17 protein-coding genes are annotated in these 25,389 nt (G+C 56.4%); 13 read left to right on the top strand and 4 right to left on the bottom strand.

What is annotated here, in order from left to right:
• Nucleotides 1-17: 17 nt before the first annotated feature.
• The 9 genes from pilM (at nt 18) to INT33_RS00830 (ending at nt 12,480) form a co-directional block, all read left to right on the top strand.
• Nucleotides 18-1,001, top strand: coding sequence for a type IV pilus assembly protein PilM (gene pilM, locus INT33_RS00790; protein ID WP_193090932.1), 984 nt, complete (start codon nt 18-20; stop codon nt 999-1,001).
• The gene (locus tag INT33_RS00795; protein ID WP_193090933.1) at nt 998-1,567 is read left to right on the top strand and encodes a PilN domain-containing protein; all 570 of its coding nucleotides are present in this window, start codon (nt 998-1,000) and stop codon (nt 1,565-1,567) included. Before pilM ends, INT33_RS00795 begins: the two co-directional genes overlap by 4 nt.
• On the top strand, nt 1,564-2,244 hold the full coding sequence (locus INT33_RS00800; RefSeq protein ID WP_193090934.1) for a type IV pilus inner membrane component PilO: 681 nt from the start codon (nt 1,564-1,566) through the stop codon (nt 2,242-2,244). Before INT33_RS00795 ends, INT33_RS00800 begins: the two co-directional genes overlap by 4 nt.
• Complete coding sequence (locus INT33_RS00805; protein WP_193090935.1) at nt 2,241-2,756, top strand: pilus assembly protein PilP; 516 nt, start codon at nt 2,241-2,243, stop codon at nt 2,754-2,756. The genes INT33_RS00800 and INT33_RS00805 overlap by 4 nt, the downstream gene beginning before the upstream one ends.
• A gap of 19 nt (nt 2,757-2,775) precedes the next feature.
• Nucleotides 2,776-4,461: a type IV pilus secretin PilQ gene (locus INT33_RS00810; protein ID WP_193090936.1), complete on the top strand. Its 1,686-nt coding sequence runs from the start codon at nt 2,776-2,778 to the stop codon at nt 4,459-4,461.
• Nucleotides 4,461-5,027, top strand: coding sequence for a shikimate kinase AroK (gene aroK, locus INT33_RS00815; protein ID WP_192537410.1), 567 nt, complete (start codon nt 4,461-4,463; stop codon nt 5,025-5,027). The genes INT33_RS00810 and aroK overlap by 1 nt, the downstream gene beginning before the upstream one ends.
• A complete protein-coding gene (gene aroB, locus INT33_RS00820; protein ID WP_192537409.1) occupies nt 5,024-6,130 on the top strand; it encodes a 3-dehydroquinate synthase in 1,107 nt (368 codons plus the stop codon). The genes aroK and aroB overlap by 4 nt, the downstream gene beginning before the upstream one ends.
• 455 nt (nt 6,131-6,585) lie before the next feature.
• A complete protein-coding gene (gltB, locus tag INT33_RS00825) occupies nt 6,586-11,028 on the top strand; it encodes a glutamate synthase large subunit (protein ID WP_192537408.1) in 4,443 nt (1,480 codons plus the stop codon).
• A 33-nt stretch (nt 11,029-11,061) separates the two neighbouring features.
• A complete protein-coding gene (locus tag INT33_RS00830) occupies nt 11,062-12,480 on the top strand; it encodes an FAD-dependent oxidoreductase (RefSeq protein ID WP_192537407.1) in 1,419 nt (472 codons plus the stop codon).
• Between the two features lie 98 nt (nt 12,481-12,578).
• Here the strand turns inward: INT33_RS00830 and INT33_RS00835 are convergent, their stop codons facing one another.
• On the bottom strand, nt 12,579-13,514 hold the full coding sequence (locus INT33_RS00835; RefSeq protein ID WP_192537406.1) for a helix-turn-helix transcriptional regulator: 936 nt from the start codon (nt 13,512-13,514) through the stop codon (nt 12,579-12,581).
• A gap of 405 nt (nt 13,515-13,919) precedes the next feature.
• Here INT33_RS00835 and INT33_RS00840 point away from each other — a divergent pair, with 405 nt between their 5' ends.
• The 3 genes from INT33_RS00840 (at nt 13,920) to INT33_RS00850 (ending at nt 18,720) form a co-directional block, all read left to right on the top strand.
• The gene (locus tag INT33_RS00840) at nt 13,920-15,668 is read left to right on the top strand and encodes an ABC transporter ATP-binding protein (protein WP_192537405.1); all 1,749 of its coding nucleotides are present in this window, start codon (nt 13,920-13,922) and stop codon (nt 15,666-15,668) included.
• On the top strand, nt 15,665-17,410 hold the full coding sequence (locus INT33_RS00845; RefSeq protein ID WP_192537404.1) for an ABC transporter ATP-binding protein: 1,746 nt from the start codon (nt 15,665-15,667) through the stop codon (nt 17,408-17,410). The genes INT33_RS00840 and INT33_RS00845 overlap by 4 nt, the downstream gene beginning before the upstream one ends.
• A 68-nt stretch (nt 17,411-17,478) precedes the next feature.
• The gene (locus INT33_RS00850) at nt 17,479-18,720 is read left to right on the top strand and encodes an MFS transporter (RefSeq protein ID WP_087107926.1); all 1,242 of its coding nucleotides are present in this window, start codon (nt 17,479-17,481) and stop codon (nt 18,718-18,720) included.
• A gap of 72 nt (nt 18,721-18,792) precedes the next feature.
• On the opposite strand, the gene INT33_RS00855 is transcribed toward INT33_RS00850, so the two are convergent.
• Genes INT33_RS00855 through INT33_RS00865 form a run of 3 tightly spaced genes read right to left on the bottom strand, consistent with a single transcriptional unit; the run spans nt 18,793 to nt 23,410 of the window.
• Nucleotides 18,793-19,812, bottom strand: a complete 1,020-nt coding sequence (locus tag INT33_RS00855; RefSeq protein ID WP_225736082.1) for an HlyD family secretion protein — start codon at nt 19,810-19,812, stop codon at nt 18,793-18,795.
• 23 nt (nt 19,813-19,835) lie between these two features.
• Complete coding sequence (locus INT33_RS00860; RefSeq protein WP_087107930.1) at nt 19,836-21,368, bottom strand: MFS transporter; 1,533 nt, start codon at nt 21,366-21,368, stop codon at nt 19,836-19,838.
• A gap of 17 nt (nt 21,369-21,385) precedes the next feature.
• Nucleotides 21,386-23,410 (bottom strand): TonB-dependent receptor, encoded by a 2,025-nt coding sequence (locus tag INT33_RS00865; protein ID WP_225736081.1) that lies wholly within the window; start codon nt 23,408-23,410, stop codon nt 21,386-21,388.
• 319 nt (nt 23,411-23,729) lie between these two features.
• On the opposite strand from INT33_RS00865, the gene INT33_RS00870 reads away from it, so the two are divergent.
• Nucleotides 23,730-25,385 (top strand): CTP synthase, encoded by a 1,656-nt coding sequence (locus tag INT33_RS00870; protein ID WP_192537403.1) that lies wholly within the window; start codon nt 23,730-23,732, stop codon nt 25,383-25,385.
• The last annotated feature ends 4 nt before the right edge of the window (nt 25,386-25,389 follow it).

Here is a 25,389-nt window from a genome sequence, read left to right on the forward strand (position 1 = left end):
GCAGGGCTAAACCGACAATGCGCTTATTGAAAGCCAGTAAAGAGTTGATCGGTATCGATATTACTTCAAGATCCGTCAAGCTGCTGGAACTTAAAAAGAGGCCTGATACCTACCAGGTAGAAAGCTTTGCGATTCACCTGCTGCCGGAGGGCGCGGTGGACGAACAGCGTATTAATAATATAAACGATGTCTCGAATAGCTTAAACCGCGCAGTTCATCAGGCTAAGCCCACCACTCGCAAAGCCGTTGTGGCAGTACCCGCCAGCGCTGCTATCACCAAAATGCTCACCTTTCCTCGGACTTTGAACGAGCAAGAGATTGAAGAGCGTATTGTGGTCGACTCAGACCAGCATATCCCTTTTCCGTTCAATGAGGTGGCTTTTGATTTCACCTGCTTGGGCGCTGTACCGTTGGCCCCACATTTACAGCAGGTCCTGCTCGTAGCCTGCCGCCAGCAGGATATTTGGCAGATGACCGAAACGCTCGAGCGTGCAGGCCTTGAGCCGGTGGCGGTTGATGTCGACACCTTTGCCATTGAGCGTGGATTTGCCGCCATGCGCGCCTCGTTACCTGTGGACATTGCCGCAGGCATCGGTCTTGTGGATATAGGCACGCATAAAAGCGCGCTACATGTTATTCACGAGGGCCGCATCGTCTACTCGCGCACTCAAACTAACGCGCACGATGACCTGCCTGATGACGTTCCAAAAGCGATACTCAGCTCTTTTGGAGATACGCTGGCCCGGCACATCGCTCGCGCCCTGCAGCTTTATTATGTAAGCGACTGGCAGTCGAAGGTGACGCACCTGGTATTAACCGGACGCTTCAGCGCTATTCCGGGGCTGGCCGCCTATCTGGCGAAGGCCACCGACATGACGGTGACGCTGGCCAATCCGCTTCAGCATATGCAGATCAACAAACGTCTGGATCGCCAGGCGCTAGCCCGAGATTTGCCGGCGCTGCTTACCGCTAGTGGTCTTGCCATGCGGGTGAGGGCGTGACTATCGATATCAACCTGCTGGCGTGGCGCGAAGCGCGCCGCGAAAAACACACGCGCCGTTTTTACGCCGTTATGCTGTTGTTGCTCATCATCGGTATTGCTCTGGGTGGTGTGATCGCCCATGTCTATCAGCGAGCGCTTGCTATTCAGGAGCAGCGCAATGCACATATTGCGGCCCATATAGAACGCTTTGACCATGAAATTGCCGAGGCGGAGCGTTACGTTGAGAAGGTAGAGCAGTTAAGCCAGCAGTTAACCCAGTTTCAGCGCCTGTTTGATGAACGCGTCCAAACGCCCCAGCTATTTAATGCGCTTGCTTCAAGCCTTACCGAGGGCGTGACTTATCGGCGCCTTGAACGGCAAGCGCATCAGATAAGCGTGTCGGCGGTGGCGGACAATGAGCGTCAGGTGTCGGAGCAGCTGCGCCGCCTTGCTGAGATGCCGGGCCTGGGTGTTCCTCTACTATCTGAAGTAAGCAGTGGTCAGGATGGCGGAAGTGTTTTTCACTTTGAAGTGACGCAAACCGGCCAACGCTCAGCATCGGTTGATGGAGGTGGCTCGCCATGAAGTTTAGTCGCCAGCGGTGGCCGAGTGAATGGCAAGGTGAGTGGCAGCGGCTGCGTGCGCTTGACTGGCAAGCGCTTGATCTGCGCGATGCGGGAACCTGGCCGTGGCTTGTGAAAGTGCTGTGTGGCGTACTGGTGTTGGTAGCGGCGCTGGCAGTCAGCAGCGTGTGGTGGGTTAGCGATTACCGCTCGGCATTGATCAGTGCGCAGCGTCAGGAAGTAAGGCTATTAAATAACTACCGCAGCAGCGTTCATGCTGCCGGGTTGCTCAACAACGTGCGTAGCCAACTGACGGATCTGGCCGCGCAGATGGTGAGCATCCACGGCATGTGGACCACCCGCGCCGAGATCCCGTCGCTGCTGGACAGTATTAGTAGCGCCGCTGAACAGAACCAGCTGACCATTGAAGCTATCCATTTACGGCCCACCGTCATCCATCACTTTTATAGCGAGCATCCACTCGATATCAGGGTGCTGGGCAGCTACCACCAGTTGGCGCAGTTTATTAATGATATCAGTTCATTGCCTCGTCTTGTCACACAGCACACTATCACTCTGGCGCCAGCTGAAGGCCCTAGTGATGGATTAACCTTGAGTCTGGTCGCCAAGGCGTACAGCAGCGCTGCGAGCGAAGATTCGCGTGAAGAAGAGCTGAATAGCGGAGTAACAGCCCCATGAAGTGGCTGGCCAGCCTGCTCGCCGCCCTGTGGCTTACAGGGTGTCATGGGCCTGAGCTTGATCAGCTAGACGCAACGCTTGAGGCGCTGCGTCTGTCCCCTAATCCCCAATCTGTTGAAAGTCATGAGCCATTCAGCGTGCCTTCAGTGCCGGGTTATCACTTCGCTGAGCGTCGTAGTCCCTTCCAAGCATCTGCCCGTGTCCCCGAACAAGCGCTTGTTCAAAGCGGTACGCCGGCGCCAGACCCGCAGCGCCCATTAGAGCCTCTTGAATACTATCCGCTTTCTGCGCTGCGCCTGGTAGGCACGCTTACCATGCAAGGGCGGCGAACTGCTCTGATTGAAACCCCTGGAGAAACCGTCATCAGTGCCCAAGTGGGGGCTTTTATAGGCGAAGAGTATGGGCGTATTACCCATATTACCGAGCAAGACATTCGTATTACCGAACGTATCGCAACGCCGCAGGGATGGCAGGAGCATCAGACCTCACTTGCCCTGAAGACATCGCCTTAACCTCTTGCCGGAGTACGCCATGGCCATTGTTATTCGCCGCACGCTGCTAATACTGCTCGCTTTCATGCCTTGTCAGGTTCTGGCATCGGAGTTGACGGATATAGATGTGCATCAGGGAGAGCACGGCGCGCTGGAGATGGATCTGCATTTCAGCGGTGGAGTGGCTGAATTGCAGAGTTACCGTCTGGATAACCCCCCGCGTCTGACGCTAGACCTAATCGCTACGCAAAATGGACTGGGGCGCCGTCATATCGAGGTAAATCAGCCGGGGATTGAGCACATTAATGTAGCCGAGGGTAACGGCCGTACCCGGCTGGTAGTCGGTTTAACCCAGCCGATGATTCAGACTTCGCAGGTGATGAGGGATCGGCTGAGAGTTTCTCCGGTGGAACCTGCGGCTACTCGTGCCTTCGTTGCTCAAGAAAGTCCGTCTTTTAGTGAGGCTCAGCAAGAGCATTTTACAGGCGAGCGGCTGAGTTTAAATGTTCAGGACATGGATATTCGCGCCGTACTGACAACGCTTGCTGAGTTCAGCGGGCTTAATCTTATCGCTAGTGAGAGCGTGACCGGGCGTATCACGCTGAGCCTGAATCAGGTGCCCTGGGATCAAGCGCTGGCGTCGATTTTACACAGCCGGGGGCTTTCAAGTCGTGAGCATGGCAATGTGATACTGATCGCCCCAATGGGCGAGCTTGCCGAACTTGAAAGCCAGGAAATAGCGGCGCGTAGCCATCACGAAACGTTGTCGCCGATCGTGAACGAGTTTATTGAAATAAAGTATGCCCGCGCTGAAGACCTGGCCCAATTGTTGCGCGGAGACGATGGCCTGGGGGTTTTGAGTGAACGAGGGCGGGTGAGCGTTGATTCCCGAACCAATGCGCTGATAGTGCGGGATACGGCCGAACAAGTGCGCAGCATTAGGCGCACACTGGCGCGTTTTGATGTGCCGGTACGTCAGGTACAGATTGAGGCGCGCATTGTGATAGCCCGGGACACCGCCTCCCGCGAGCTGGGGGTTAACTGGGGAGCCTCCAGTACGCGCGGTTTTAAGGATCTGCCCGACGGTACTCAAGGGCCGCGCAATATCAACCCGCGCGGCTTGAACCGGGCACGCGGTGGTTTGGCGGTCGATTTAGGTGCGCCGTCAGGGGCCGGGACCGGGTTTAGCTTTGGCTACTTGTCCGGCGATATTCTACTCGACCTGGAGCTTCGCGCGCTGGAAAGCGAAGGTAAAAGCCAGACTATTTCGCAGCCCCGGGTAATCACCGCGAACCAGCGTACGGCGATTATTCGCCAGGGTGAAGAGCGGGCGTTTCAGAGTGTGGATGTGCAGGGCAATCCGGATACCCAGTTTAAAGAGGCGGAACTGTCGCTTGAGGTAACGCCGCAAATTACCCCGGATAATCGTATTATCATGGATCTGGTGATAAAAAATGATAGTTTCAGGGAGTCGGGTTTTGGCGGTGAACCGCCTATTGATACCAATCAGATTGAAACCCAGGTACTGGTGGATAATGGCCAAACGGTGGTGTTGGGTGGGATTCTAACCACTGAACAGCTGAGCCAAATGGCAAAAACTCCGCTTTTAGGAGATATTCCTTGGCTCGGACGGCTGTTTCGCTATACCGCAGAGAGCAATGAGAAGGTAGAGTTGTTAGTCTTTATTACTCCACGATTACTTGACGATGGCTTGGCGGTTCGCTGATGCAGGATTTACCCAACCTTTTTCTGATCGGCCCCATGGGGGCTGGTAAAAGCACGATAGGTCGCCTGTTGGCGGCAGAGCTATCGCGCACCTTCTATGATAGCGACCACGCCATACAAGATCGCTGCGGTGCCGATATCCCATGGATTTTTGATGTGGAGGGTGAGCCAGGCTTTCGGCTGCGTGAAATGCAGATGATCGATGAGCTGACCCAGCTTTCTAGCGTAGTGGTGGCCACCGGAGGCGGCGCCGTGCTTCGCGAAGATAATCGGCGCGTACTGCGTGAGCGGGGTACGGTGGTTTACCTGATGACCACGGTCGACCAGCAGCTTAAACGCACCGCGAAAGATCGCAATCGCCCGCTTCTCCAGTGCGCTAACCGAGAGCAGGTGCTCAACGATATGTTTGCCACCCGCGACCCTCTTTACCGTGCTACCTCGGATATTACCGTGCGCACTGATCGGCGCAGCCCGCGTGCCGTGGTCAATGAAATCCTGCGCCGGGTACACCGTTTGACCGACCCGCTAGAGCACGCCGTCACGCTTAACTCAAAGGTATCCCCATGACTCAGCCCGCCACTGCCCAGCGTACGTTAAATGTTGCGTTGGGTGATCGCAGCTATCCGATCCATATTGGTTCTGGCTTATTAGATGATCCCCAGGCGCTAACGCCTTATCTGGCGGGCAAGCAGGTAATGGTGGTAACCAATGAAACGGTTGCACCGCTTTACCTGGAAGCGCTCTGCGCACATCTACCCAGCGATGTGGACGTGCGCACGGTCATCCTGCCTGACGGCGAACAGTACAAGACCATTGAGCAGGTTAGCCGCATTTGGGATGCGCTTCTTGAAGCCGGCTTCAATCGTCGCTGCACGCTGGTCGCGTTGGGTGGCGGGGTGATTGGCGATATGGTGGGCTATGCCGCGGCGTCTTATCAGCGCGGCGTTGCCTTTATCCAGGTGCCTACCACGCTGCTTTCCCAGGTGGACTCTTCGGTAGGCGGCAAAACCGGCGTTAATCATCCGCTCGGCAAGAACATGATTGGCGCTTTCTGGCAGCCTAAAGCAGTGCTGATTGATATCGCAACGCTTGCGAGCCTGCCTGCGCGTGAGCTTTCTGCTGGGCTTGCCGAAGTCATTAAGTATGGGCTGATTCGTGATGAGCCGTTTCTCAGCTGGCTTGAAGACAATATGGCCGCGCTACGCCACATCAGCCCAGAGGCGATCATCGAAGCCATTGCGCGCAGCTGTCAGATAAAAGCCGACATCGTGGCGGATGACGAAACCGAGCAGGGCGTTCGGGCGCATCTTAACCTTGGGCATACGTTTGGCCATGCGATTGAGGCCCATCAAGGTTACGGCAACTGGCTGCACGGCGAGGCGGTTGGGGCAGGCATGGCGTTGGCTGCCACGCTCTCCCAGCAGCTGGGCTTTATCAGTGGCGCTGATTTAACGCGTGCCCAGGCGGTGATTGAGAGTGCCGGGCTGCCGCTGGCGGCGCCAACTGATATGCAAAGCGATGACTTTTTAACCCGCATGCGTCTGGATAAGAAAAACGTGGACGCCAAGCTGCGGCTGGTACTGTTACATGCTATCGGCAATGCGTGTATTGATGACACGACCTCGGAGGAGGTCTTGCGCGCTTTGCTGGATAGCTACCCGCGTCTGTAACTCGACTGTAAAAGCGTTGTGTGTTCAATAAGCCCACCTTCACGGTGGGTTTTTTTATGGCTCAACGATACTGCAATGCACACATGTATAATGCAATTCGCATGGCTTATGCGCTATCGGCATGGTGTTTTTAGTGCTCGTTAGACTAAAGTTTAATTCTTGTGGTTTTTCGTTGAAATAACGTTATATGGCTTTGCAAGTGCTTGAAGTGTATATCTTTTTTCCTGTTAACTGGGTTGCAACTGTAGGATTTGAAAAGACTTTCTGTTAATTGTCGTTTTGCAGTGATTGCGCAGGAAGGGGGCGAATCGCTATGCTGAGCGACCATTTTCTTGCAGCAGCGGATCGGGCGGGCGCCCTGTTCTAGGCGGTTAAAAATCTTCATAAAAAAAGAAAAACCTGCCATTAAACCATAAGAACGCTGCTAATAAAATACCTTGACTAGAGGCACGCCCATGAATAGAGGTCTCCACCAGCCTGGCGAGTTTCGCGATAACTGCGGCTTTGGCCTTATTGCGCATATGGAAGGGCAGGCCAGTCACGACTTGCTGAAAACGGCGATCGAATCGCTCACGTGCATGACACACCGGGGCGGTATCGCTGCTGACGGTAAAACCGGCGACGGCTGTGGTCTATTGCTCAAAATGCCGACCCAGTTTATGCGTGAAGCCGCCCAAGAAGCCTTGGGCGTGGCGCTTAATGAGCAGTTCGCGGTAGGCGTTGTATTTCTGCCTAGCGATGATGCTCAGGCAACTGAAGCGCGTGACACTGTCGAGCGCGAGCTGAGCGCACGTGGCCTTCAGGTGGCGGGCTGGCGTGTGGTGCCTACCGATTCAAGCGTATGCGGCCCGATGGCGCTGGACTGCCTACCGCGTATTGAGCAGGTTTTTGTCGAGCCAGGCAAGAGCGAGCAGTTCACCGTGGACCTCTTCATGGCCCGTCGTTACGCCGAGCAGGCGTTGCGCGGCGATGAAGATTTCTATGTGGCGTCGCTCTCGGCGGAAGTGGTGTCTTATAAGGGACTGGTAATGCCGGAAGATCTGCCGGCATTCTATAAGGACTTGAACGACCCGCGTCTGGAAACTGCTATCTGCGTGTTCCACCAGCGCTTCTCGACCAATACCGCACCGCGCTGGCCGCTGGCGCAGCCGTTCCGCTTATTGGCTCACAATGGTGAAATCAATACCATTGAGGCTAACCGCGGGTGGGCTAACTCGCGCAAGGCTAACTTCGTGAGCGAGTATTTGCCCGATATCGATAAGCTCGATGAAGTCGTCAATACCACCGGTTCCGACTCCTCCAGCATGGATAACATGCTCGAAGTGCTGCTGACCGGCGGTATGGAGCTGCATCGTGCCGTGCGTATGATGGTGCCGCCGGCCTGGCAAAACGTTGAAACCATGGACGCGGAGCTGCGCGCCTTTTACGAATACAACTCCATGCATATGGAGCCGTGGGATGGCCCTGCAGGCGTGGTAATGACCGATGGCCGCCAGGCGGTGTGCATGCTGGACCGCAACGGCCTGCGCCCGGCGCGCTGGGTAATCACTAAAAACGGCTATATCACCCTGGCGTCGGAAGTCGGCACCTATGGCTACAAGCCTGAAGACGTCGTCGCTAAAGGGCGCGTGGGTCCGGGGCAAATGCTCGCTGTCGATACCCAGACCGGCGAAGTGCTGCATACCCAGGATATCGATGACCGCCTGAAATCGGCCTACCCCTACAAGCGTTGGCTCAAGCAGGAAGCCAACTACCTTGAGTCGGCACTCACCGAACTTGCAAGTTTCCAGTCCATGGAAGCCGATGCGCTGAATGTGCAGCAGAAAATGTTCCAGGTCAGCTTTGAAGAGCGCGACCAGGTGCTGCGCCCGCTGGCGGAAAGCGGCCAGGAAGCCGTAGGGTCGATGGGTGACGATACGCCCATGGCGGTACTTTCAAGCCGCCCGCGCCTTTTGACCGACTTCTTCCGTCAGAAGTTTGCTCAGGTAACCAATCCGCCGATTGACCCGCTGCGCGAAGCGATCGTGATGTCGCTGGAAACCTGCTGTGGCGCGGAGCTCAATGTCTTTAAGGCAACGCCCGAGCACGCCCATCGCCTGATTCTTACTACGCCGGTGCTTTCACCGCGTAAATTTACCGCGCTGATCGACCAGGACGACCCGGCGTTTGCAAGCTATACGCTGTCCATGGGTTACGATCCCGAGCAGCAAAGCTTGCAGCAGGCGGTCAATGCGCTTTGCCAGGAAGCCGAAGCCCAGGTAAAAGCGGGTAAAGTACTGCTGGTGCTTACCGATGCGGACCTGCCCAAGGGGCTGATTCCCATTCAGGCACCGCTGGCTGTTGGCGCGGTGCACACGCATCTGGGTCGTCTGGCGTTGCGTCCTAATGCCAATATTATCGTTGAAACCGGCTACGCCCGTGATGCGCACCAAATGGCCGTGCTGTTTGGGATTGGTGCCACCGCCGTGTACCCATGGCTTGCCTATCAGGTTATGGCCGATATGCACCGCACCGGCGAGCTTTCCGGTAATCCGGCCGACGGCCGGGAGAACTATCGCAAAGGCCTGCAGAAAGGGCTGTTCAAGATACTCTCCAAAATGGGTATCTCGACGCTGGCTTCATACCGTGGCTCCATGCTGTTTGAAGCCGTCGGGCTTTCAGATGAAGTGATGAACACCTGCTTTGTGGGTATGGCCTCGCGTATACAGGGCGCAGGCTTCGCTGAACTACAGATGCAGCAAGAGCTGTTGGCCAAGGACGCCTGGATTACCCGTAAAGGTATCTCCCAGGGCGGTATGTTCAAGTATGTGCATGGTCATGAGTACCATGCGTACAACCCTGATGTAGTAAAGTCGCTGCAGGCAGCCGTTCAGGAAGGCAGTTACGCCAAGTGGAAAAAATTCGCGCAGCTGGTGAACGAGCGTCCTGTCGCGACCATTCGTGATCTGCTCACGCTTAAAGCCGCTGAAACGCCAATTCCGCTGGATGACGTTGAGCCGGTTGATGCGCTGCTGCCACGTTTTGATAGCGCGGGCATGTCCCTGGGCGCACTCTCACCAGAAGCCCACGAAGCCCTGGCCCAGGCCATGAACGAAGCCGGCGGACGCTCCAACTCCGGCGAAGGCGGCGAAGACCCCGCACGTTACGGCACCATTCGCAGCTCCAAGATCAAGCAGATTGCCTCGGGCCGCTTTGGGGTCACGCCGGCTTATCTGGTCAATGCCGAAGTGCTGCAGATCAAGGTGGCCCAAGGCGCCAAGCCGGGCGAGGGCGGTCAGTTGCCGGGTGGCAAGGTCAACGCGCTTATCGCTCGCCTGCGCCATGCGGTGCCCGGCGTCACGCTGATTTCACCGCCGCCGCACCACGATATCTATTCAATCGAAGACCTGGCACAGCTGATTTTTGACCTCAAGCAGGTTAATCCAGAGGCGCAGGTATCGGTGAAGCTGGTATCCGAGCCGGGTATTGGCACTATCGCCACGGGCGTTGCCAAGGCTTACGCCGACCTCATCACAGTATCTGGATACGATGGCGGCACCGCTGCAAGCCCGCTCACCTCGATCAAGCATGCTGGTTCCCCCTGGGAGCTGGGCTTGCCTGAGGTGCATCAGGCGCTGCGTATCAATGGCCTGCGCGACAAGATTCGTCTGCAGACCGATGGTGGCCTTAAAACCGGCTTAGACGTGGTCAAGGCGGCCATCCTGGGGGCGGAGAGCTTTGGTTTTGGTACCGCGCCAATGGTAGCGCTGGGCTGCAAGTTCCTGCGTATCTGCCACCTGAACAACTGCGCTACTGGGGTTGCCACCCAGGACGACTTCCTGCGCGGCGAGCATTTCCGCGGCACGGTGGATATGGTCAAAAACTACTTCCGCTTTATCGCTGAAGAAGTGCGTGAGCTGATGGCCATGCTAGGCGTGCGCCAGTTGACCGACCTGATCGGGCGTACCGACCTGCTGGAAGTGTTGGAAGGCAATACGGCAAGCCAGCGCAAGCTCGATTTAATGCCGCTGCTGACGAACGATTTTGTACCTGCTGATGCGCCGCAGTTCTGCAAGGTGGGCCGCAACGTACCTCACGACCCGGGTGCTAAAAACCAGGAAGTATTGGCAGCGCTTAAAGAGGCTATCGAGAGCCAGTCGGGCGGTGAGTTCAGCTTCAACATCACTAACTGTGATCGCAGTGTGGGTGCGCTTAGCTCAGGCGCTATCGCCAAGCGTTATGGGGAAGAAGGCCTGGAAAACGCGCCCGTTACCGCACGCTTTACCGGGGTGGCAGGGCAGAGCTTCGGCGTCTGGAATGCCCGCGGCCTGAATCTGTACCTGGAAGGCGATGCCAACGACTACGTGGGCAAGGGCATGAACGGCGGCAAGATCGTGATCGTGCCACCTAAGGTTAGCCAGTTCGAAAGCCATAAAACCGCGATTATCGGTAACACCTGCCTGTATGGCGCAACCGGCGGCACGTTGATGGCCGCGGGCACCGCAGGCGAGCGTTTTGCGGTGCGTAACTCAGGCGCCACGGCGGTGATTGAAGGCGCTGGCGACCACTGCTGCGAATACATGACCGGTGGTCTGGTATGCGTGCTGGGTGAAACGGGCGTTAACTTTGGTGCAGGTATGACCGGTGGATTTGCCTACGTGCTGGATGAAGACCGTACCTTCGTGGACAAGTACAACCACGAGCTGGTCGAAATTCATCGCATTAGTACGGAAGCCATGGAGGCGTATCGCCGCCATCTTCGCGAGCTGATTACCACCTATGTCGAAGAGACGGGTTCCAGCCGTGGGGCCGCGATTTTAGAAGACTTTAGCGACTACCTGCGTCATTTCTGGCTGGTGAAGCCAAAAGCGGCAAGCCTGGGCAGTCTGCTGGATCAATCTCGGCGTCAGCCGCAATAAACCGCCTGTGTCTACGCTTCGAGGAGAGAAATCATGGCTAACCGTTTAAACAACGATTTCCAGTTTGTTGATGTGGGTCGTCAAGACCCACAGAAAAAAGCCGCCCATACGCGTGCCAAAGAATTCGCTGAGATTTACGAACCGTTCAAACCCACTGATGCGGCAAGCCAGGCGCATCGCTGCCTGCATTGCGGCAACCCTTACTGTGAGTGGAAATGCCCGGTTCACAATTACATTCCCAACTGGCTACAGCTGGTCGTGGAAGGCAACATCATCGAAGCCGCTGAGCTTTCGCATAAAACCAACTCGCTGCCCGAAGTATGTGGCCGCGTATGCCCGCAAGATCGGCTGTGTGAAGGCGACTGCACGCTCAATGACGGCTTTGGCGCGGTCACCATCGGTTCTGTCGAGAAGTACATTACCGATACTGCGTTTGCCATGGGCTGGCGCCCGGACATGTCCAAGGTCGTGTGGACGGATAAAAAAGTCGCGATTGTCGGCGCCGGGCCTGCCGGGCTTGGCTGTGCCGATATTCTGGCGCGCAACGGCGTCAAGCCCGTGGTATTTGATAAGTACCCGGAAATCGGTGGCCTGTTAACCTTCGGCATTCCTGAGTTCAAGCTTGAAAAGAACGTGATGGAGCGTCGTCGGGCGGTATTCGAGGAAATGGGTATCGAGTTTCGCCTGAATACCGAAATCGGTACGGATATCGAGTTCGATACGCTGCTCCAGGAGTACGACGCGGTTTTCCTGGGCATGGGGACGTATAAATACATGGAAGGCGGCTTCCCCGGTGAAGACCTGCCCGGCGTGTACAAGGCGCTCGATTTCCTGATCGCTAACGTCAACCGCTGCCTGGGATTCGAAAAAGATCCCAACGATTACATCTCGATGGAAGGCAAGCGCGTCGTTGTTCTCGGCGGTGGCGATACCGCCATGGACTGTAACCGCACCTCGATCCGCCAGGGTGCTGCGAGCGTTACCTGTGCTTATCGCCGTGACGAAGAGAACATGCCCGGCTCTCGCCGTGAAGTAACCAACGCGCGCGAAGAGGGCGTCGAGTTCCTGTTCAACCGCCAGCCGGTGGCGGTGGTGGGCGAAGAGAAGGTTGAAGGCGTGAAGGTTGTGCGCACTCGACTCGGCGAGCCTGACGAAAACGGTCGCCGCCGCCCTGAGGTGGTACCAGGTTCTGAAGAGATTATTGCCGCCGATGCCGTGGTCGTAGCGTTTGGTTTCCAGGCAAGCCCTGCGCCCTGGTTTGAGGGCTCGCGCATTGATCTGAACGAGCGTGACCTGGTAAAAGCCCCAGAGCACGGCCAGTTCGCCTTTCAGACCAGCAATGAAAAAATCTTTGCCGGCGGCGATATGGTGCGCGGCTCTGACCTGGTGGTCACGGCTATTTATGAAGGCCGCCAGGCCGCAGAAGGCATCATGAACTACCTGGGCGTGTAATTCACCTTTACTCCAGCTGTCCGGGGCCTTAATTGGCTCCGCGACTACCCCGGCATCAGGCAAACGCGAGACTCCCCAGCCTTTGATTCGACATACTGCTAGTGTGCTCCTCGCACCGATTTCGGCGTACAGCCGAAAAACTTTGTGAAGGCGGCAGTGAAATTATTTGGGTGCTGGTAGCCGACCTGATAGGCCGATTCCGATACCCGATATCCTGCGGCCAGTAATTCTTGCGCTCGCTGCATGCGCATTGCTAGCAGGTGTTGGGCAGGGCTTGTGTCATAGGCTTGGCGAAAGCACCCCTTGAGTTTGTATTCACTGATACCAAGTTTGGCGCACAAGTAGGCATTGTTTAGAGGCTGATCCAAGTGCGCACGCATATAGGCTTCGATTCTTTCAAGCAAGTCCACGTCTCGCCCGATAATTCGTTCTTTCTGCCCCTCCGCAGGGGTTAGCAGGTTGAGTTGTTCGCCGAGTAAGCTGAGGGCATGGATACGCTGGCGTAATCCGTCCTGCTCACCTACCCACGGGTGCTTGTAAAAGCTTAGATGTTGACTGGCGCGGCTGTTAACGTGAGATAGTTGGCGAAAGCTTTCATTGTGACGCAAGGGCTTACCGAGCAGTTGGTCACAGCGCTGTGGTCCGATATAACGCCTTAATGCCGATTCCGATACCACTAATCGTAACTGCTGAGTCTGCTTGTCGGCGGCGTAGCGGCGCTCACCACCCCCTTCCTGAAATACAGACACTGTCGTTTGGTTAGCCGAGAAGTGCAGACGATTGCCTGTACGGTCAAGAAACTCTGATTGACCAGATAAGCCGAAAGTAATCACCAGGGTGCGCTCATTGCCTTCGTGTTGACAGACTTCACGTAATACACGTCCAGACGAGATTTTGGAACGAACAACGGAAAAGCCTGCTTCGCAATCCAGCCGCTCAATCAGGGTATGGCGATGGGGTAAATCGCACTTATGGGAAACCCATTCAGTTAGATGTTGAGCAGTGGTCAACGTTGGGCGTGACAAATTATTCACAGCAAAGCCTTCCTTATTTCCATCCTACTGAGTGCTCTCTATTGCAGAGCATCCAATCATTGCAGAACCAGTCGCCTTGTGATTGAGCTCATAAGAGCACAAGCCCCATAGGCATAAAAACAGCCTAGTCGGAATAGGATATGAATAACGCTGGATGCAATATTAAATGAGAATGATGTGTATTTATTTTGAAAGTATCATTCGTTGACTGCTCAGCCAAGTGGAAGTTGCCGCTTACACACCGTCTGAGTTGGTGTTGAGCGGGGAGTGTGTTTTTAGGGCATATCCGTTTCAGTGTATGTGGTCAAAAGAGGAGGAACTGATGATTTCGATCCTTGTAATATCATCGCTGACAGGCAAATACCCATCATTAGTCTCTGCGCTGACTAACGCGAAGGAGAATTCATGAACCCGGTTCTCTGGCGCTTGTCGCGGCCTTTGCGTCCTTCGATTTTACTGGCTGCGTTCGGCCAAGTGGTTGTCACCGCCTGTCATGTTGGTCAGGCGCTATGCTTAGCCAGTGCTTTGGCCGGGCTATTCGCTGACCAGCCATTGTCCGAACTATGGTGGCCGCTGTCGGTTTTTTTTGTTTTTACTTGGCTACGCATCGTGCTGATGGGGTTGTCTGAAGCACTCGCTATGCGTGTGGCAGGGCTTGCCCGGCACTACTTGCGTCAGCGCCTGATTGGTCAGGTATTACGTGTGGCGGCTGATCCGGCCAGCGACCGAGATAGCGGGGAACTGAGTACCACCTTGGTGCAGTCGGTGGAAGCCTTGCAAGCCTATTACAGCCGTTATGTGCCTGCAGTGCTGGGTGCGGTGTTTGGTGGCGGGGGTGTGCTACTGCTAATGGCGTATTTCGATAGCCGTTCTGCCCTTGTGGCTGCTCTTGCTGCGCTGGCGCTACCCTTTACTGATCGCCTCTGGTTGCGTTGGCGGCGCGCTTCTGCAGGTGGGTTGTTCGCGAGTATGGGGCGTTTTTCCGCGTATTTGCTCGACAGCTTGCGCGGCGTCACCACGCTCAAGGCCTTCAATGCTCAGACCCGGCGCCGTCAGGTACTCAGTCAACAGGCACGGGATCTGCGTGAGCAGGCCATGGGTGTGCTTTACGCCATTCTCATGCGTAACGGCGCAACAGGGCTGCTTAGCTTGGGTGGTTTAGCGTTGGTGACTGCGCTTAGCGCTCAGCGCGCCGTTGCCGGTGAGCTATCGCCGTTTGCGTTGTTGGCCGTTGTGCTGCTGGCCCGCGAGGCCTTCGGTACGCTGGAAAAGCTTGATAAGACCTTCCACATTGCATGGTCGGGTAATGCGGCGGCGGCCCCCGTCATTCGTTTACTTGACGCTATACCTGGGGTGCCAGAGCCGATTGAGGCCCGGGCTTTACCGACCCATCATGGAGTGGCCTTTGATAGCGTTAGTTATACCTGGCCGGGTGGCTGCGAACCTGCGTTGCACAATGTGAATTTTACGCTTGAGCCTGGTGAGTTCGTGGCTGTGGTAGGGCCCTCTGGCGCAGGAAAATCGACCCTGGCAGCTCTATTGATGCGCTTTGTTGCACCTGACTGCGGCCGCGTCAGCCTGGGCGGCGTTGATCTTCGCGATTTGCGCGTCAATGACGTATACGAAAACGTCAGTGGCGTGTTCCAACATAGTGTGCTGCTGCATGGCAGCATCGAAGAGAACTTGAGGATGGGGGCTCCTCAAGCCAGTGATGAGGATCTGGCTGAGGCATGCCGGGTAGCGTCACTGGAATCGTGGATTTCAAGTCTTGAAAAAGGCGTTGCCACTGCCGTGGGAGAAGGCGGCGCGCGACTTTCTGGCGGTCAGCGACAGCGCATAGCTATCGCACGTGCTTGGCTAAAAAATACACCGGTCATGGTGTTGGACGAGGCGACCGCGAACGTGGACGTTGCCAGCGAAACCCACATTGGAGAGGCCATCGAGCGGCTTCGCGGTCAGCGTTCGCTACTGGTGATTGCACATCGTCTAGCCAACGTTCGGAATGCCGACCGCATTCTGGTGCTTGATCGTGGTCGTTTAGTTGAGATCGGTGATCACCACAACCTACTGACCCGAAATGGCCTCTATGCGCGCCTCTGGAACCGGCAGCACGCCCACGAAGCGTCGCCCCAAACCGAGGAAGAACTAATATGAAAGTCAATGCCCACGAAATTCCCCAGGGGCCGCGTAGCACATGGGGTGACCTGTTACGCCTTTCCGCTGGCCAGCCGCGCCTGCTAGCACTCACTATCGCTGCTACGCTCATTGCCCAGGCTGGCATGGTGACAAGCCTTGCGTTGGGTGCCTGGCTAGCAGGTTTGGCGCTGACGGGTGCACCGGAGAGCCTCTGGCAACCCGTGCTTTGGGGCATGCTTGTCAGCGCCGTTGCTGGGGCCGGTGGTCGCTGGTGGCAGGCACATATCTCCCATGCCTTTGCTTTTGCTCTGATCGAAACGCTGCAGGTGGGCATTTACGACGGTCTAGAGCGTGCCGCCCCAGGTGGTTTGTCCGACACCCGCAGCGGCGAGCAGGCCAACGTGGCGCTGAACGATGCTCAGGCGCTGGAACACTTTTTTGCCCACACCCTGGCCGATACCATCGCTGCAGTTGTGGTACCGCTGTTGGCACTGCTGGCGCTGGCCTGGATACAGCCTTGGCTTACTTTAGTGTTACTGCCATTTCTGCCGACTCTGACCAGCGTGCCATTCTGGCTGGGGGAGCGTGCTTTTCGCCAGGGGCGCGAGATGAATGCCGCGCTAGCGGGACTAAACGCTGAAGTGATTGAGGGCATTGAGGCGCGTCGAGAGATCCTCTTGTTCAATCAGGAGGCGGCTTGGCGCGCTCGGCTGGGGCAGTATCTGGCGCGGCTGAAGAGCGAGCAGCGTCGTTACGCCTTGCGAACAGGCGCGGAGCAAGGCGGTATAGAGCTGATCCAGTCCTTAGCATTGATCACCGCGCTGGTGGCCAGCGCAGTGTTGCTTGAATATCAAGCCCTAGCGTTGGCTCAAGTTCCGCTATCGGTCGTGCTGGTAGGCGCGGCACTGCTACCTTTGGCAGAGGTAGCGCGCAGTGCCAGCCAACTGGGTGCAGTGCGCGCCAGTGCGGCACGGGTGTTGGCGTTGCTGCATCAGCGTTCGCCGATTCAGGACAATGGCCAGCGATTGCCTAAGGATGCCAGCATCGAATTCAACCAAGTGGTGTTCGCCCATTCCGAGCGCCCTGTGCTGCAGGGTGTCAACTTCCGGGTAGAAACGGGTGAGATGGTCGCACTGGTTGGCCCCTCTGGATCTGGCAAGACCACCTGCGCCAACTTACTAATGCGCTTCTATGAGGTGCAGAGCGGCACAGTGAAGCTGGGCAGCGAAGATCTGCGTGATATTCCCCTATCCGAGCTGCGCCACTGGATCGCCTGGGTTGGTCAGGAGGCCTACTTGTTTGACGACAGTATCGAGGGCAACTTGCGCTTGGGCAAACCAGAGGCGACGCAGCAGGAAATCGAAATCGCTGCGCATCAGGCCCAGGCCCACGATTTCATTCAGGCCCTACCTGAGGGCTACCAAACGCGTTGCGGCGCGAATGGTGCGCGGCTTTCAGGTGGTCAGCGTCAGCGTATCGCCATCGCCCGGGCACTGCTGTCTCAAGCGCCCGTGCTGGTAATGGATGAAGCTTCATCCAGCCTCGATGCTGACAGTGAACATGCCCTGCAGCAGGCCTTGTTGGCGCTTCGTGGGCAGTACACGCTACTGGTGGTAGCACATCGTCCAAGCACCATTGCTCAGGCTGACAGGGTCGTACTCCTGCAGGATGGCTGCATTCTCGATCAGGGCTCTCATGAGCAGTTGCTGCACCGTTGCGAGCAATATGTCCAGTTGCTCGCGCAGCCAGCCAGCGCTTAAAAACACATGCTTAGCAACGAGTACCTTAAGCGTTTAGCTCCAGAAACTTAAAACCTGGGAATACCGACATGAAAGCCCCCGCCATTTCGTACTGGTCGTTGCAGTTGCTGCTCGGCTGGATCAACTTCGCTATGACCGCACCAATGATCTATCTCTACCTAGGGTTACCGCTGGTGATGCGCCAGCAGGGGTGGTCCGGCACCGCCATCGGCCTCTTCCAATTGGCAGGGTTGCCGGCCGTGCTCAAGTTCGTATTGGCTGCTCCGGTAGATCGCTGGGCGCGAGATACCGCCGGTTATCGGCGCTGGAGCTTAGTACTGTTGGTCGGTTATGCCGCAAGCCTTGTAGCGCTGGCGGGGCTCGACATAGGAAAAACGGGCTTCACGACGTTATTCGCCCTGGCGATGCTGGCTAGCTTATTCGGCACTTGGGCCGACGCGCCGGTCAATGCCTTGGCTATTCGCTGTTTACCCGAGACTGAACGTATGCGCGCAGGCACTATCCGTTCAGCCGCCAGTTCATTGGGGGCAGTGTTCGGGGGTGGTGCGATGCTCATTTTGCATGATCGTGTTGGCTGGTCTTGGCCGTTCTTTGTGCTGGGGGTTGGACTGTTGTTGGCCCTTGTCGGACTTTATCTCATACGCCCAGTGCATCTTGATACGATAGCGACACCCAAACGCTCAGAGGTGGGGGTGCGCCAATGGGTTGGCTATTTCGCTTCTGCTCAGCGTCGCCGTTGGGTGGTCGTGTTGATGCTCTATTTCCCCTTTATTGGCACTGCCTGGGTATACCTTAAACCGTTACTGCTCGATCAAGGACTGCCGTCCGGTCAGGTGGCCGTGGTAGCTGGTTTGCTGGGTGGCGTGGTCGGTGCTTTGGGCAGTCTGCTAGGCGGTTATGTCACTTACCGTCGTGGTTTGCACTATGCCCTGCCTGGCTTTGCAATGCTCGCCCTCGTTGCCTTGGCTGCATTATCGGCGGCGTTGGCCAGCCATGCGAGCTTGCCGTTGCTAACTGCCTGCACCGTGCTTCTGGCGCTGGCCATGGGCGCCTCGGCTGGATTAGTGTTTGGCATGATGATGTACTACACCCGTGAAGGTTTGACGGCTGTGGACTATGGTCTGCAATCGAGTCTATTCGTGCTCACGCGTACGGTTGTGCCCATGCTCGCAGGGCTGCTGCTTGACCATTTCGGGTATCTGGGCATGTTAAGCGCTCTGATGGCTGGCATGCTGGGAATAGGTTACTGGAGCCTGCGATTTGTGCGGGGCATGGGCGAGATGCCACCAAAGATGGGGCGTGTCGCCTGATTCCCGAACCGTTGTGGTCACTATAGTGGGGTACTGCGGAGCTAGGTCGGTTGTGCTGAGAACATCGTGATGTTAGCCGTGTCCGGTGTCGACTTCCGGCACCACTGACATGCCGACTTTTAACTGTTGGGCTTGAGGTTGACCTGGATCGATGGCGATGCGCACCGGTAGACGTTGGACGATCTTGGTGAAATTACCTGTGGCGTTGTGGGGTTGAATGGCTGAAAAGCTCACCGAGCTGGCTGGGCCTAGGCTATCCACTCTGCCGGTTAGGGTGATGTTGGGGAGAGCATCGATGGTGAAACTTACCGGTTGGCTGGGCCGCATACGGGCGATTTGTGTTTCACGGAAATTGGCGGTGATATAGAGATTGTCCAGAGGAACTAAGGTCAGCAGCGTTTCACCGATTTTCATATAGCCGCCGAGGCGCACCACTTTCTGAGCGACGATACCTTTCACCGGTGCTGTAATGTGGGTGTAGGATAATGCCAATTCCGCTGCGTCCAGTTTGGCCTGAGCGATGTTTTGCGCCGCTTGGGCTTTCTCTAGGTCGGCCTGCAACACTTCCAACGCCTGTTGGGTAGCGGTATAGGCGGCCTGGTCGCCGATCAGGGTGGCCCTTGATGCAGCTAACTCTGCCTCTGCCCTTTGCAGCGACTGAACGGTACCGGCACCGCGGGCGCGCAGGTTGAGGTAGCGTTCTCGCTCCTGTCGAGCCAGTGTCACTGCGGCCTGATCGACGTCAAGTTTTGCCTGTGCTTGATGAATGCGACTTTCCTGACGCACGATTTGCGCTTGTAGACTGACGATTTCCGCAGCTGCCTGGGCCAGTCCAGCACTTGCTTCTTCCACCTTAGCTCGTGTATCGCTGTCATCGATCTCTACTAGCAGGTCGCCGACGCTCACCGTCTGGTTTTCTTCCACCAGTACCCGCTGTACACGACCGGCAACCTGCGACGCCACCCGTGTTAGATCTGCCTGTATATAAGCATCGTTGGTGGATTGATATCTGGCGGCGCTTTCCGGGCGGTTCAGCGCATAGACACCCGTAATTGCCAGGGCCAGGAGTATCAGAATGAAAGGAGTTCGCAAGCGACGTAATGAGGTCATGGCTATTATTCCGGTGAACGAGAGGGAGGTGACGGTGGCGTTACGGGCGTGAGACAGAGCGTCAGCGGAATCAGCATCAGGGCAAGCACGCTAAGTGCCCGGTAAGCGTCGGCGGTGGCCAGCGTGACGGCTTGGGTAGTGACGGCGTCGGACAACGTCATCAGTTGGTCTTCATGCATTCCTAGGGCGGCGCCAGCTCGAGCCATGCTGTCCAGCAACATGTCGCTGTGAAAATGGCTTTGAATCAGTATCAACTGAGTGACCAGCGCGCTGCCCAGGGCGGTGCCGAAGGCGCGCAGCATATTCACCAGCCCGGATACGAAGGGGCCTTCCATTGGCTGTACCACACTGGTAGCCAGAAATAGCAGTGAGACCACCGCCATTGGCTGGCCGATCGCTTGCAGTGCTTGTACAGCGACGAACTGGTGCCACATCCATTCACTGGTGATTTGGGCGCCTAGCCAGCAGGCTATCGCCACAATCAGCAGGCCAGTGGCAAATACCTTGCGTGCATCCATCCAAGGCTGGTATAGAAGCAGAGCCACCAGGGAGCCGAGCACCAACTGTGGTAGCCCGATGGTGAGCCCAACGGCACTGGATTGCAGTGGTCTATAACCTTGCACTTGGGCGAGAAAATTAAGCGGCAGTAGAGCGCCGGACATCAGCACAACCAACAGCCCAACAAACAGGGTGAAGCCCAGCCCAAGGTTGCGCCGGGAAAGCAGTTGAAGGCGGATAAAAGGGCTGGGATGATGCCACTCGCTGAGCAGACCGGCGAAGGTGGCGATTAGGCCGCCAGCAAGTGCACTGCAGATCAGTGTTGAATGAAACCAGCCAAGACGTACACCCTGACTGAGAACTATCGCAAGCAGCGCTAATCCGGTAACCAGACAAATATGGCCGATCCAGTTGCCCTGACCGAAGCGCTCATGGCGTGGTGGATCCTGAGGGAGGCCCCATGCACATAGCGCTAAGCTGAACATACCCAGCGGAACGATTTGCCAGTAGACCCACCGCCAGTCGAACAACTGATCTGTCCACACGCCAGCCAGCCACACCGCCAGATTGGGTGCTAGGGTGGCAGTCATGGCGAATAGCGCCAAACCGTGCAGGCGAATATGAAACGGCAGAAAACGCAGCGCTGCCATCATCAGTGTCGGGATCAGACCGCCAGCGACGGCACCTTGCAGACCGCGCAGTAGGAGCATGGACGGTAGCGACTGGGCAAAGGGCAGTAGTAATCCGAGCAGCGTGGCAGCGGAGATTAACACCAGTTGATAACGGCGCAGTGATAGGGTGATGGCGAACCAGGCGGCAAACGGTTGTACCGTGATTTCGCCAACGAGATAGACGGTATCCAGCCAGGAGGCAGCGTCGGCACCCAAACCATGGGCGCCGCGAATATCTGGCAATGATAAGGCAGGAACCCGGTTGTTAAATCCTGCCATGATGGCTGCGATGAATACGCCGGTCAGCCCGGCGATAAGCCGAGGGCCAAAAACAGGCTGGGCTGGGGTGGCGGTGCGGGTATTAGGCATGGAGAGCGCTCCGGCGATCACAATCGCCAAGTGAAGCGCATTCCTACCTCCCGGGGCGGGCTGTAGATGGTGACGAAGCCGTTCTGGTAGCCCACGGCGTCATAGCGCTTATCGCCGATGTTGTCGGCGTAGGCGGCGAGCTCCCAATCACCTAACTGATAGCCAGCGACCAAGTTGAGCAGTGCATAGTCGTTACGCTCGTATTGGTTGGCGGCGTCTAGGTAGACTTTGCTGCTACCGACCAGGCTGCCCTGGGTGTACCAGCCTTCTGGATCGTCGTAGCGTAGGCTCAAATAACCGGTAAAATCGGGAGCGAAAGGATTGTGATTACCAGCGTAGTCGGCTGAGCCATCTTGGAATTGATCAAATCGGGTATGGTTCCAGGCTAACCCCCCTTTAATTTGCCACCCATCGCCAAGCAGATAGTCAAGGTCGAGTTCTACCCCTTTAGAGGTGGCTGTGGCAGCATTGGTGATGTACATCATGCCGGCGGTGGGCATTTGCATGACTTGCATGTTGTCGATGTCCATCAGATAGGCGGCGAGAGAGTAACGCAGGCGCCCTTCGGCTAGCCAACCCTTAGCGCCGGTCTCGTAGGACCAAGTTTTCTCTGGACCGAAGGACTGATAGTTCGTTGCGGGGGATAATATATTGAACCCACCGCTACGCACGCCTCGCGAGATACTGGCGTACCACTGATTGCGTGGGCTGATTTCATATTGCAACGCGATCTTGGGCGAAAAGTGCGACCATGATTCCGACCGGCTTGCCGCACCACGTGGGTGTAGTTCCACCTGATTGTGCTCAATGCGCCCACCGGTAGAAAGGCGCCAGTGTTGTGCCAAGGGTAGGTTCCAATGGGTAAACAGGGCTGTCGTTTGGCTTTCCTGATTGGCATGAAGATCCACAGAGCCCATCATATTTTTGCTGATACTATGCAGCCGGTTATCACTGCTATCGCCGTAGACGCCGAGCAACCACTCTGTCTCGCCAAGAGCACCCTCTAAGCGAAGCTCCTGGGATAGCGTGCGTAGCCGGTTGTCACGACCTACGTGCAAGATATCCTCGGCCCTGAAATCGGTATCCTGCTGTATATGATCCCGGAAATCATTCCAGGCAGTGACGGAATGGAGACTCAAGTCCGAGGCGAATTCATGTTCCGCGGTTAGTGCTAGGGTTTGCCCCCAGGATCGGTTCCAACTTGGGGTGCCTGAGGCAACAGTGGCACGATGCGCGCTAGGTGCCCCCCAGCGGGATGCACCATCATCATACTCTTGGCGCGTATAGCGCAGTGCCAAATCAGTCGCATCACCAGGCGTCCAGCGCAGCCCTAGGTTGAGATCGTGCCGATTGCGGTCATCTTCATTACTGCCGGTGTGGATGTTGTCGATAAAACCATCCTCACTCGACGTGCTACCCGCAATACTGGCATAGAGATTGTCCTGAACGATGGGGTGACTGACGGCGAAGCGAACGGCTCGATGGCCATGGTTGCCGGCTTCACCGCTAACAGTGGCGCGAGGTTGGTTGTCCATCGGCTGGGTGTGGATAGCAATGACGCCAGCTTCGGCATTACTGCCATAGAGTGTGGACTGAGGGCCGCGTAGTATCTCGATTCGGTCGACGTTAAGTAGGCTGCTCTCGAATCCCTGAGCAGACAGTGTTGGTACACCATCCACCAGAAGCAACGTTGAGGTGGAAAAGGTGTTGAAGTTAGCCGTTAGTCCCCTCATTACGGGAGAATTCATGCCGGCCTGTCCGAATGGCTGAAACGATAACCCAGGAACCCGTCCCTCTAACTGTTCGAGGCTGGTCAGGCCCGCTGCTTCAATTTCAGAACCATCAATCACCGCGACACTGGCAGCCACATTTTCCAGTGGCTGCTCGGTTTTTTCCGCGGTCACCGTTATCGGTGTGAGGGTGGCGGGGGCTTCACCCTCTGTCGTTATTGCTGAGTTTGTCGTATTCGCCCACCCGGGGACGGCTTGCAGGCAACTCATCATGGCTGCCAAATGGAAAATTCGACGTCGCTTGTGCTGCATCTTTCGTTTCCCCTTATTCCCTTATGTTATTTCATTACGTGCTAATTTCCCCGCTACAATCTCATCGGTACGGGGAATACGCTGAGAACAAGGATACTCTTAAGGCAAATAGCAATCATTGCTATTAAGTATGGTGGTTGGCGGTTTACCTATGAATGTATGCAAGCGCAGGGCTGGGGCAGCTGCCCATTCTGGTTCGGCCGAGCTGATTTTGACTGCTCAGTTCAAATTGAGCCTTGGGGCGTAGTCTGCTATTCTGTCGTCCCATCCTGGTGTGGCTTTCTGTTACGCCTTTTGATCACGTTTCGACAGGTTTTCCATGACACGATATATCTTCGTGACCGGCGGCGTTGTGTCCTCTCTTGGCAAGGGCATCGCGTCGGCCTCGCTGGCGGCGATTTTAGAGGCCCGCGGCCTTAAGGTCACCATGCTCAAGCTCGACCCGTACATCAACGTGGACCCGGGCACCATGAGCCCTTTCCAGCACGGCGAGGTGTTCGTCACCGAGGATGGCGCCGAGACCGATCTGGACCTGGGCCACTACGAACGCTTTATTCGTACCAAGATGACCCAGCGCAACAACTTCACCACAGGCCGTGTTTACGAGCACGTGCTGCGCAAAGAGCGCCGTGGCGATTACCTGGGTGGCACGGTACAGGTCATCCCGCACATCACCGATGAAATCAAGCAGCGCGTTTATGCCGGCGGTGAAGGTTTCGACGTGGCGCTGGTAGAAATCGGTGGCACGGTAGGTGATATCGAATCGCTGCCGTTTTTGGAGTCTATTCGCCAGATTCGTAGCGAGCAGGGTGCTAATCGCGCGCTGTTTATGCACCTGACGCTGGTGCCGTATATCAAGACGGCGGGCGAGACGAAAACCAAGCCTACCCAGCACAGCGTTAAAGAGCTGCGCTCGATTGGTATTCAGCCGGATATTCTGATTTGCCGCAGCGAAGTCGAGCTTGAAGAGAGCGAACGCCGCAAAATCGCGTTGTTTACCAACGTTGAAGAGCGTGCGGTCGTACCGCTTCAGGACGCAGATACCATCTACCGTATCCCGCTGATGCTTCATGAACACGGCCTGGACGATATCGTCTGCGATAAGCTGCGCCTTGATGCCGAGCCCGCCGATCTTTCCGAGTGGGTGAAAGTGCTGGACTCCAAGCTTAATCCGCTCAAGTCCGTAAGTATCGCCATGGTCGGTAAGTACATGGAACTGCTGGACGCGTACAAGTCGCTTAATGAAGCCTTGATTCATGCAGGCATTCAAGGGCGCATCAAAGTCAATGTCGACTATATCGACGCTGAGGACATCGAACGTCACGGCACCGAGCGCCTAGCGGGTAAAGACGCTATTCTGGTGCCCGGCGGCTTTGGTGAGCGAGGCGTGGAAGGCAAAATTATGACCGCCCAGTTTGCCCGCGAAAATAACGTGCCTTACCTGGGGATCTGCTTAGGGATGCAGGTAGCGGTTATTGAATTTGCGCGTAACGTGGCGGGCTGGAAAGATGCCAACTCCACTGAGTTTACCCATGACACTCAGCACCCGGTGGTCGGCCTGATTACCGAATGGCTGAATGCGGAAGGTAAAATTGAGCTGCGCGATGCGGCGTCTGATTTAGGCGGCACCATGCGTCTGGGCGGCCAGATATGTCATCTGACCTCCGGCAGCAAAGCGCGTGAAGCTTACGGCTCTGATGAAATCGTTGAACGTCACCGCCACCGCTTCGAAGTTAATAACCAGTTTATTGACGAGCTGGAAAAAGCCGGCCTGGTAATTTCAGGTAAAAGCGTTGATCAGTCGCTGGTTGAAATGATCGAGTTGGCCGATCACCCTTGGTACGTGGCGTGTCAGTTCCACCCGGAATTTACCTCCACACCGCGTGACGGGCACCCGCTGTTCTCGGGCTTTGTGAATGCAGCGCTGGAGCACAAAACGGCGCGTACCCGATCTCACGCGACACCTCAGGAATAAGGGG

The organism is Halomonas colorata (assembly GCF_014897985.1).
Lineage (GTDB): Bacteria > Pseudomonadota > Gammaproteobacteria > Pseudomonadales > Halomonadaceae > Vreelandella > Vreelandella colorata.

Excerpts from the sequence above, each read along its gene's own strand:
- INT33_RS00845 (WP_192537404.1), top strand. The coding sequence starts at position 15,665 with ATGAAAGTCAATGCCCACGAAATTCCCCAGGGGCCGCGTAGCACATGG.
- INT33_RS00865 (WP_225736081.1), bottom strand. The coding sequence starts at position 23,410 with ATGCAGCACAAGCGACGTCGAATTTTCCATTTGGCAGCCATGATGAGT.
- INT33_RS00810 (WP_193090936.1), top strand. The coding sequence starts at position 2,776 with ATGGCCATTGTTATTCGCCGCACGCTGCTAATACTGCTCGCTTTCATG.
- aroK (WP_192537410.1), top strand. The coding sequence starts at position 4,461 with ATGCAGGATTTACCCAACCTTTTTCTGATCGGCCCCATGGGGGCTGGT.
- INT33_RS00840 (WP_192537405.1), top strand. The coding sequence starts at position 13,920 with ATGAACCCGGTTCTCTGGCGCTTGTCGCGGCCTTTGCGTCCTTCGATT.
- INT33_RS00800 (WP_193090934.1), top strand. The coding sequence starts at position 1,564 with ATGAAGTTTAGTCGCCAGCGGTGGCCGAGTGAATGGCAAGGTGAGTGG.
- INT33_RS00830 (WP_192537407.1), top strand. The coding sequence starts at position 11,062 with ATGGCTAACCGTTTAAACAACGATTTCCAGTTTGTTGATGTGGGTCGT.
- INT33_RS00850 (WP_087107926.1), top strand. The coding sequence starts at position 17,479 with ATGAAAGCCCCCGCCATTTCGTACTGGTCGTTGCAGTTGCTGCTCGGC.
- INT33_RS00805 (WP_193090935.1), top strand. The coding sequence starts at position 2,241 with ATGAAGTGGCTGGCCAGCCTGCTCGCCGCCCTGTGGCTTACAGGGTGT.
- INT33_RS00860 (WP_087107930.1), bottom strand. The coding sequence starts at position 21,368 with ATGCCTAATACCCGCACCGCCACCCCAGCCCAGCCTGTTTTTGGCCCT.
- gltB (WP_192537408.1), top strand. The coding sequence starts at position 6,586 with ATGAATAGAGGTCTCCACCAGCCTGGCGAGTTTCGCGATAACTGCGGC.
- INT33_RS00870 (WP_192537403.1), top strand. The coding sequence starts at position 23,730 with ATGACACGATATATCTTCGTGACCGGCGGCGTTGTGTCCTCTCTTGGC.
- pilM (WP_193090932.1), top strand. The coding sequence starts at position 18 with ATGCGCTTATTGAAAGCCAGTAAAGAGTTGATCGGTATCGATATTACT.
- aroB (WP_192537409.1), top strand. The coding sequence starts at position 5,024 with ATGACTCAGCCCGCCACTGCCCAGCGTACGTTAAATGTTGCGTTGGGT.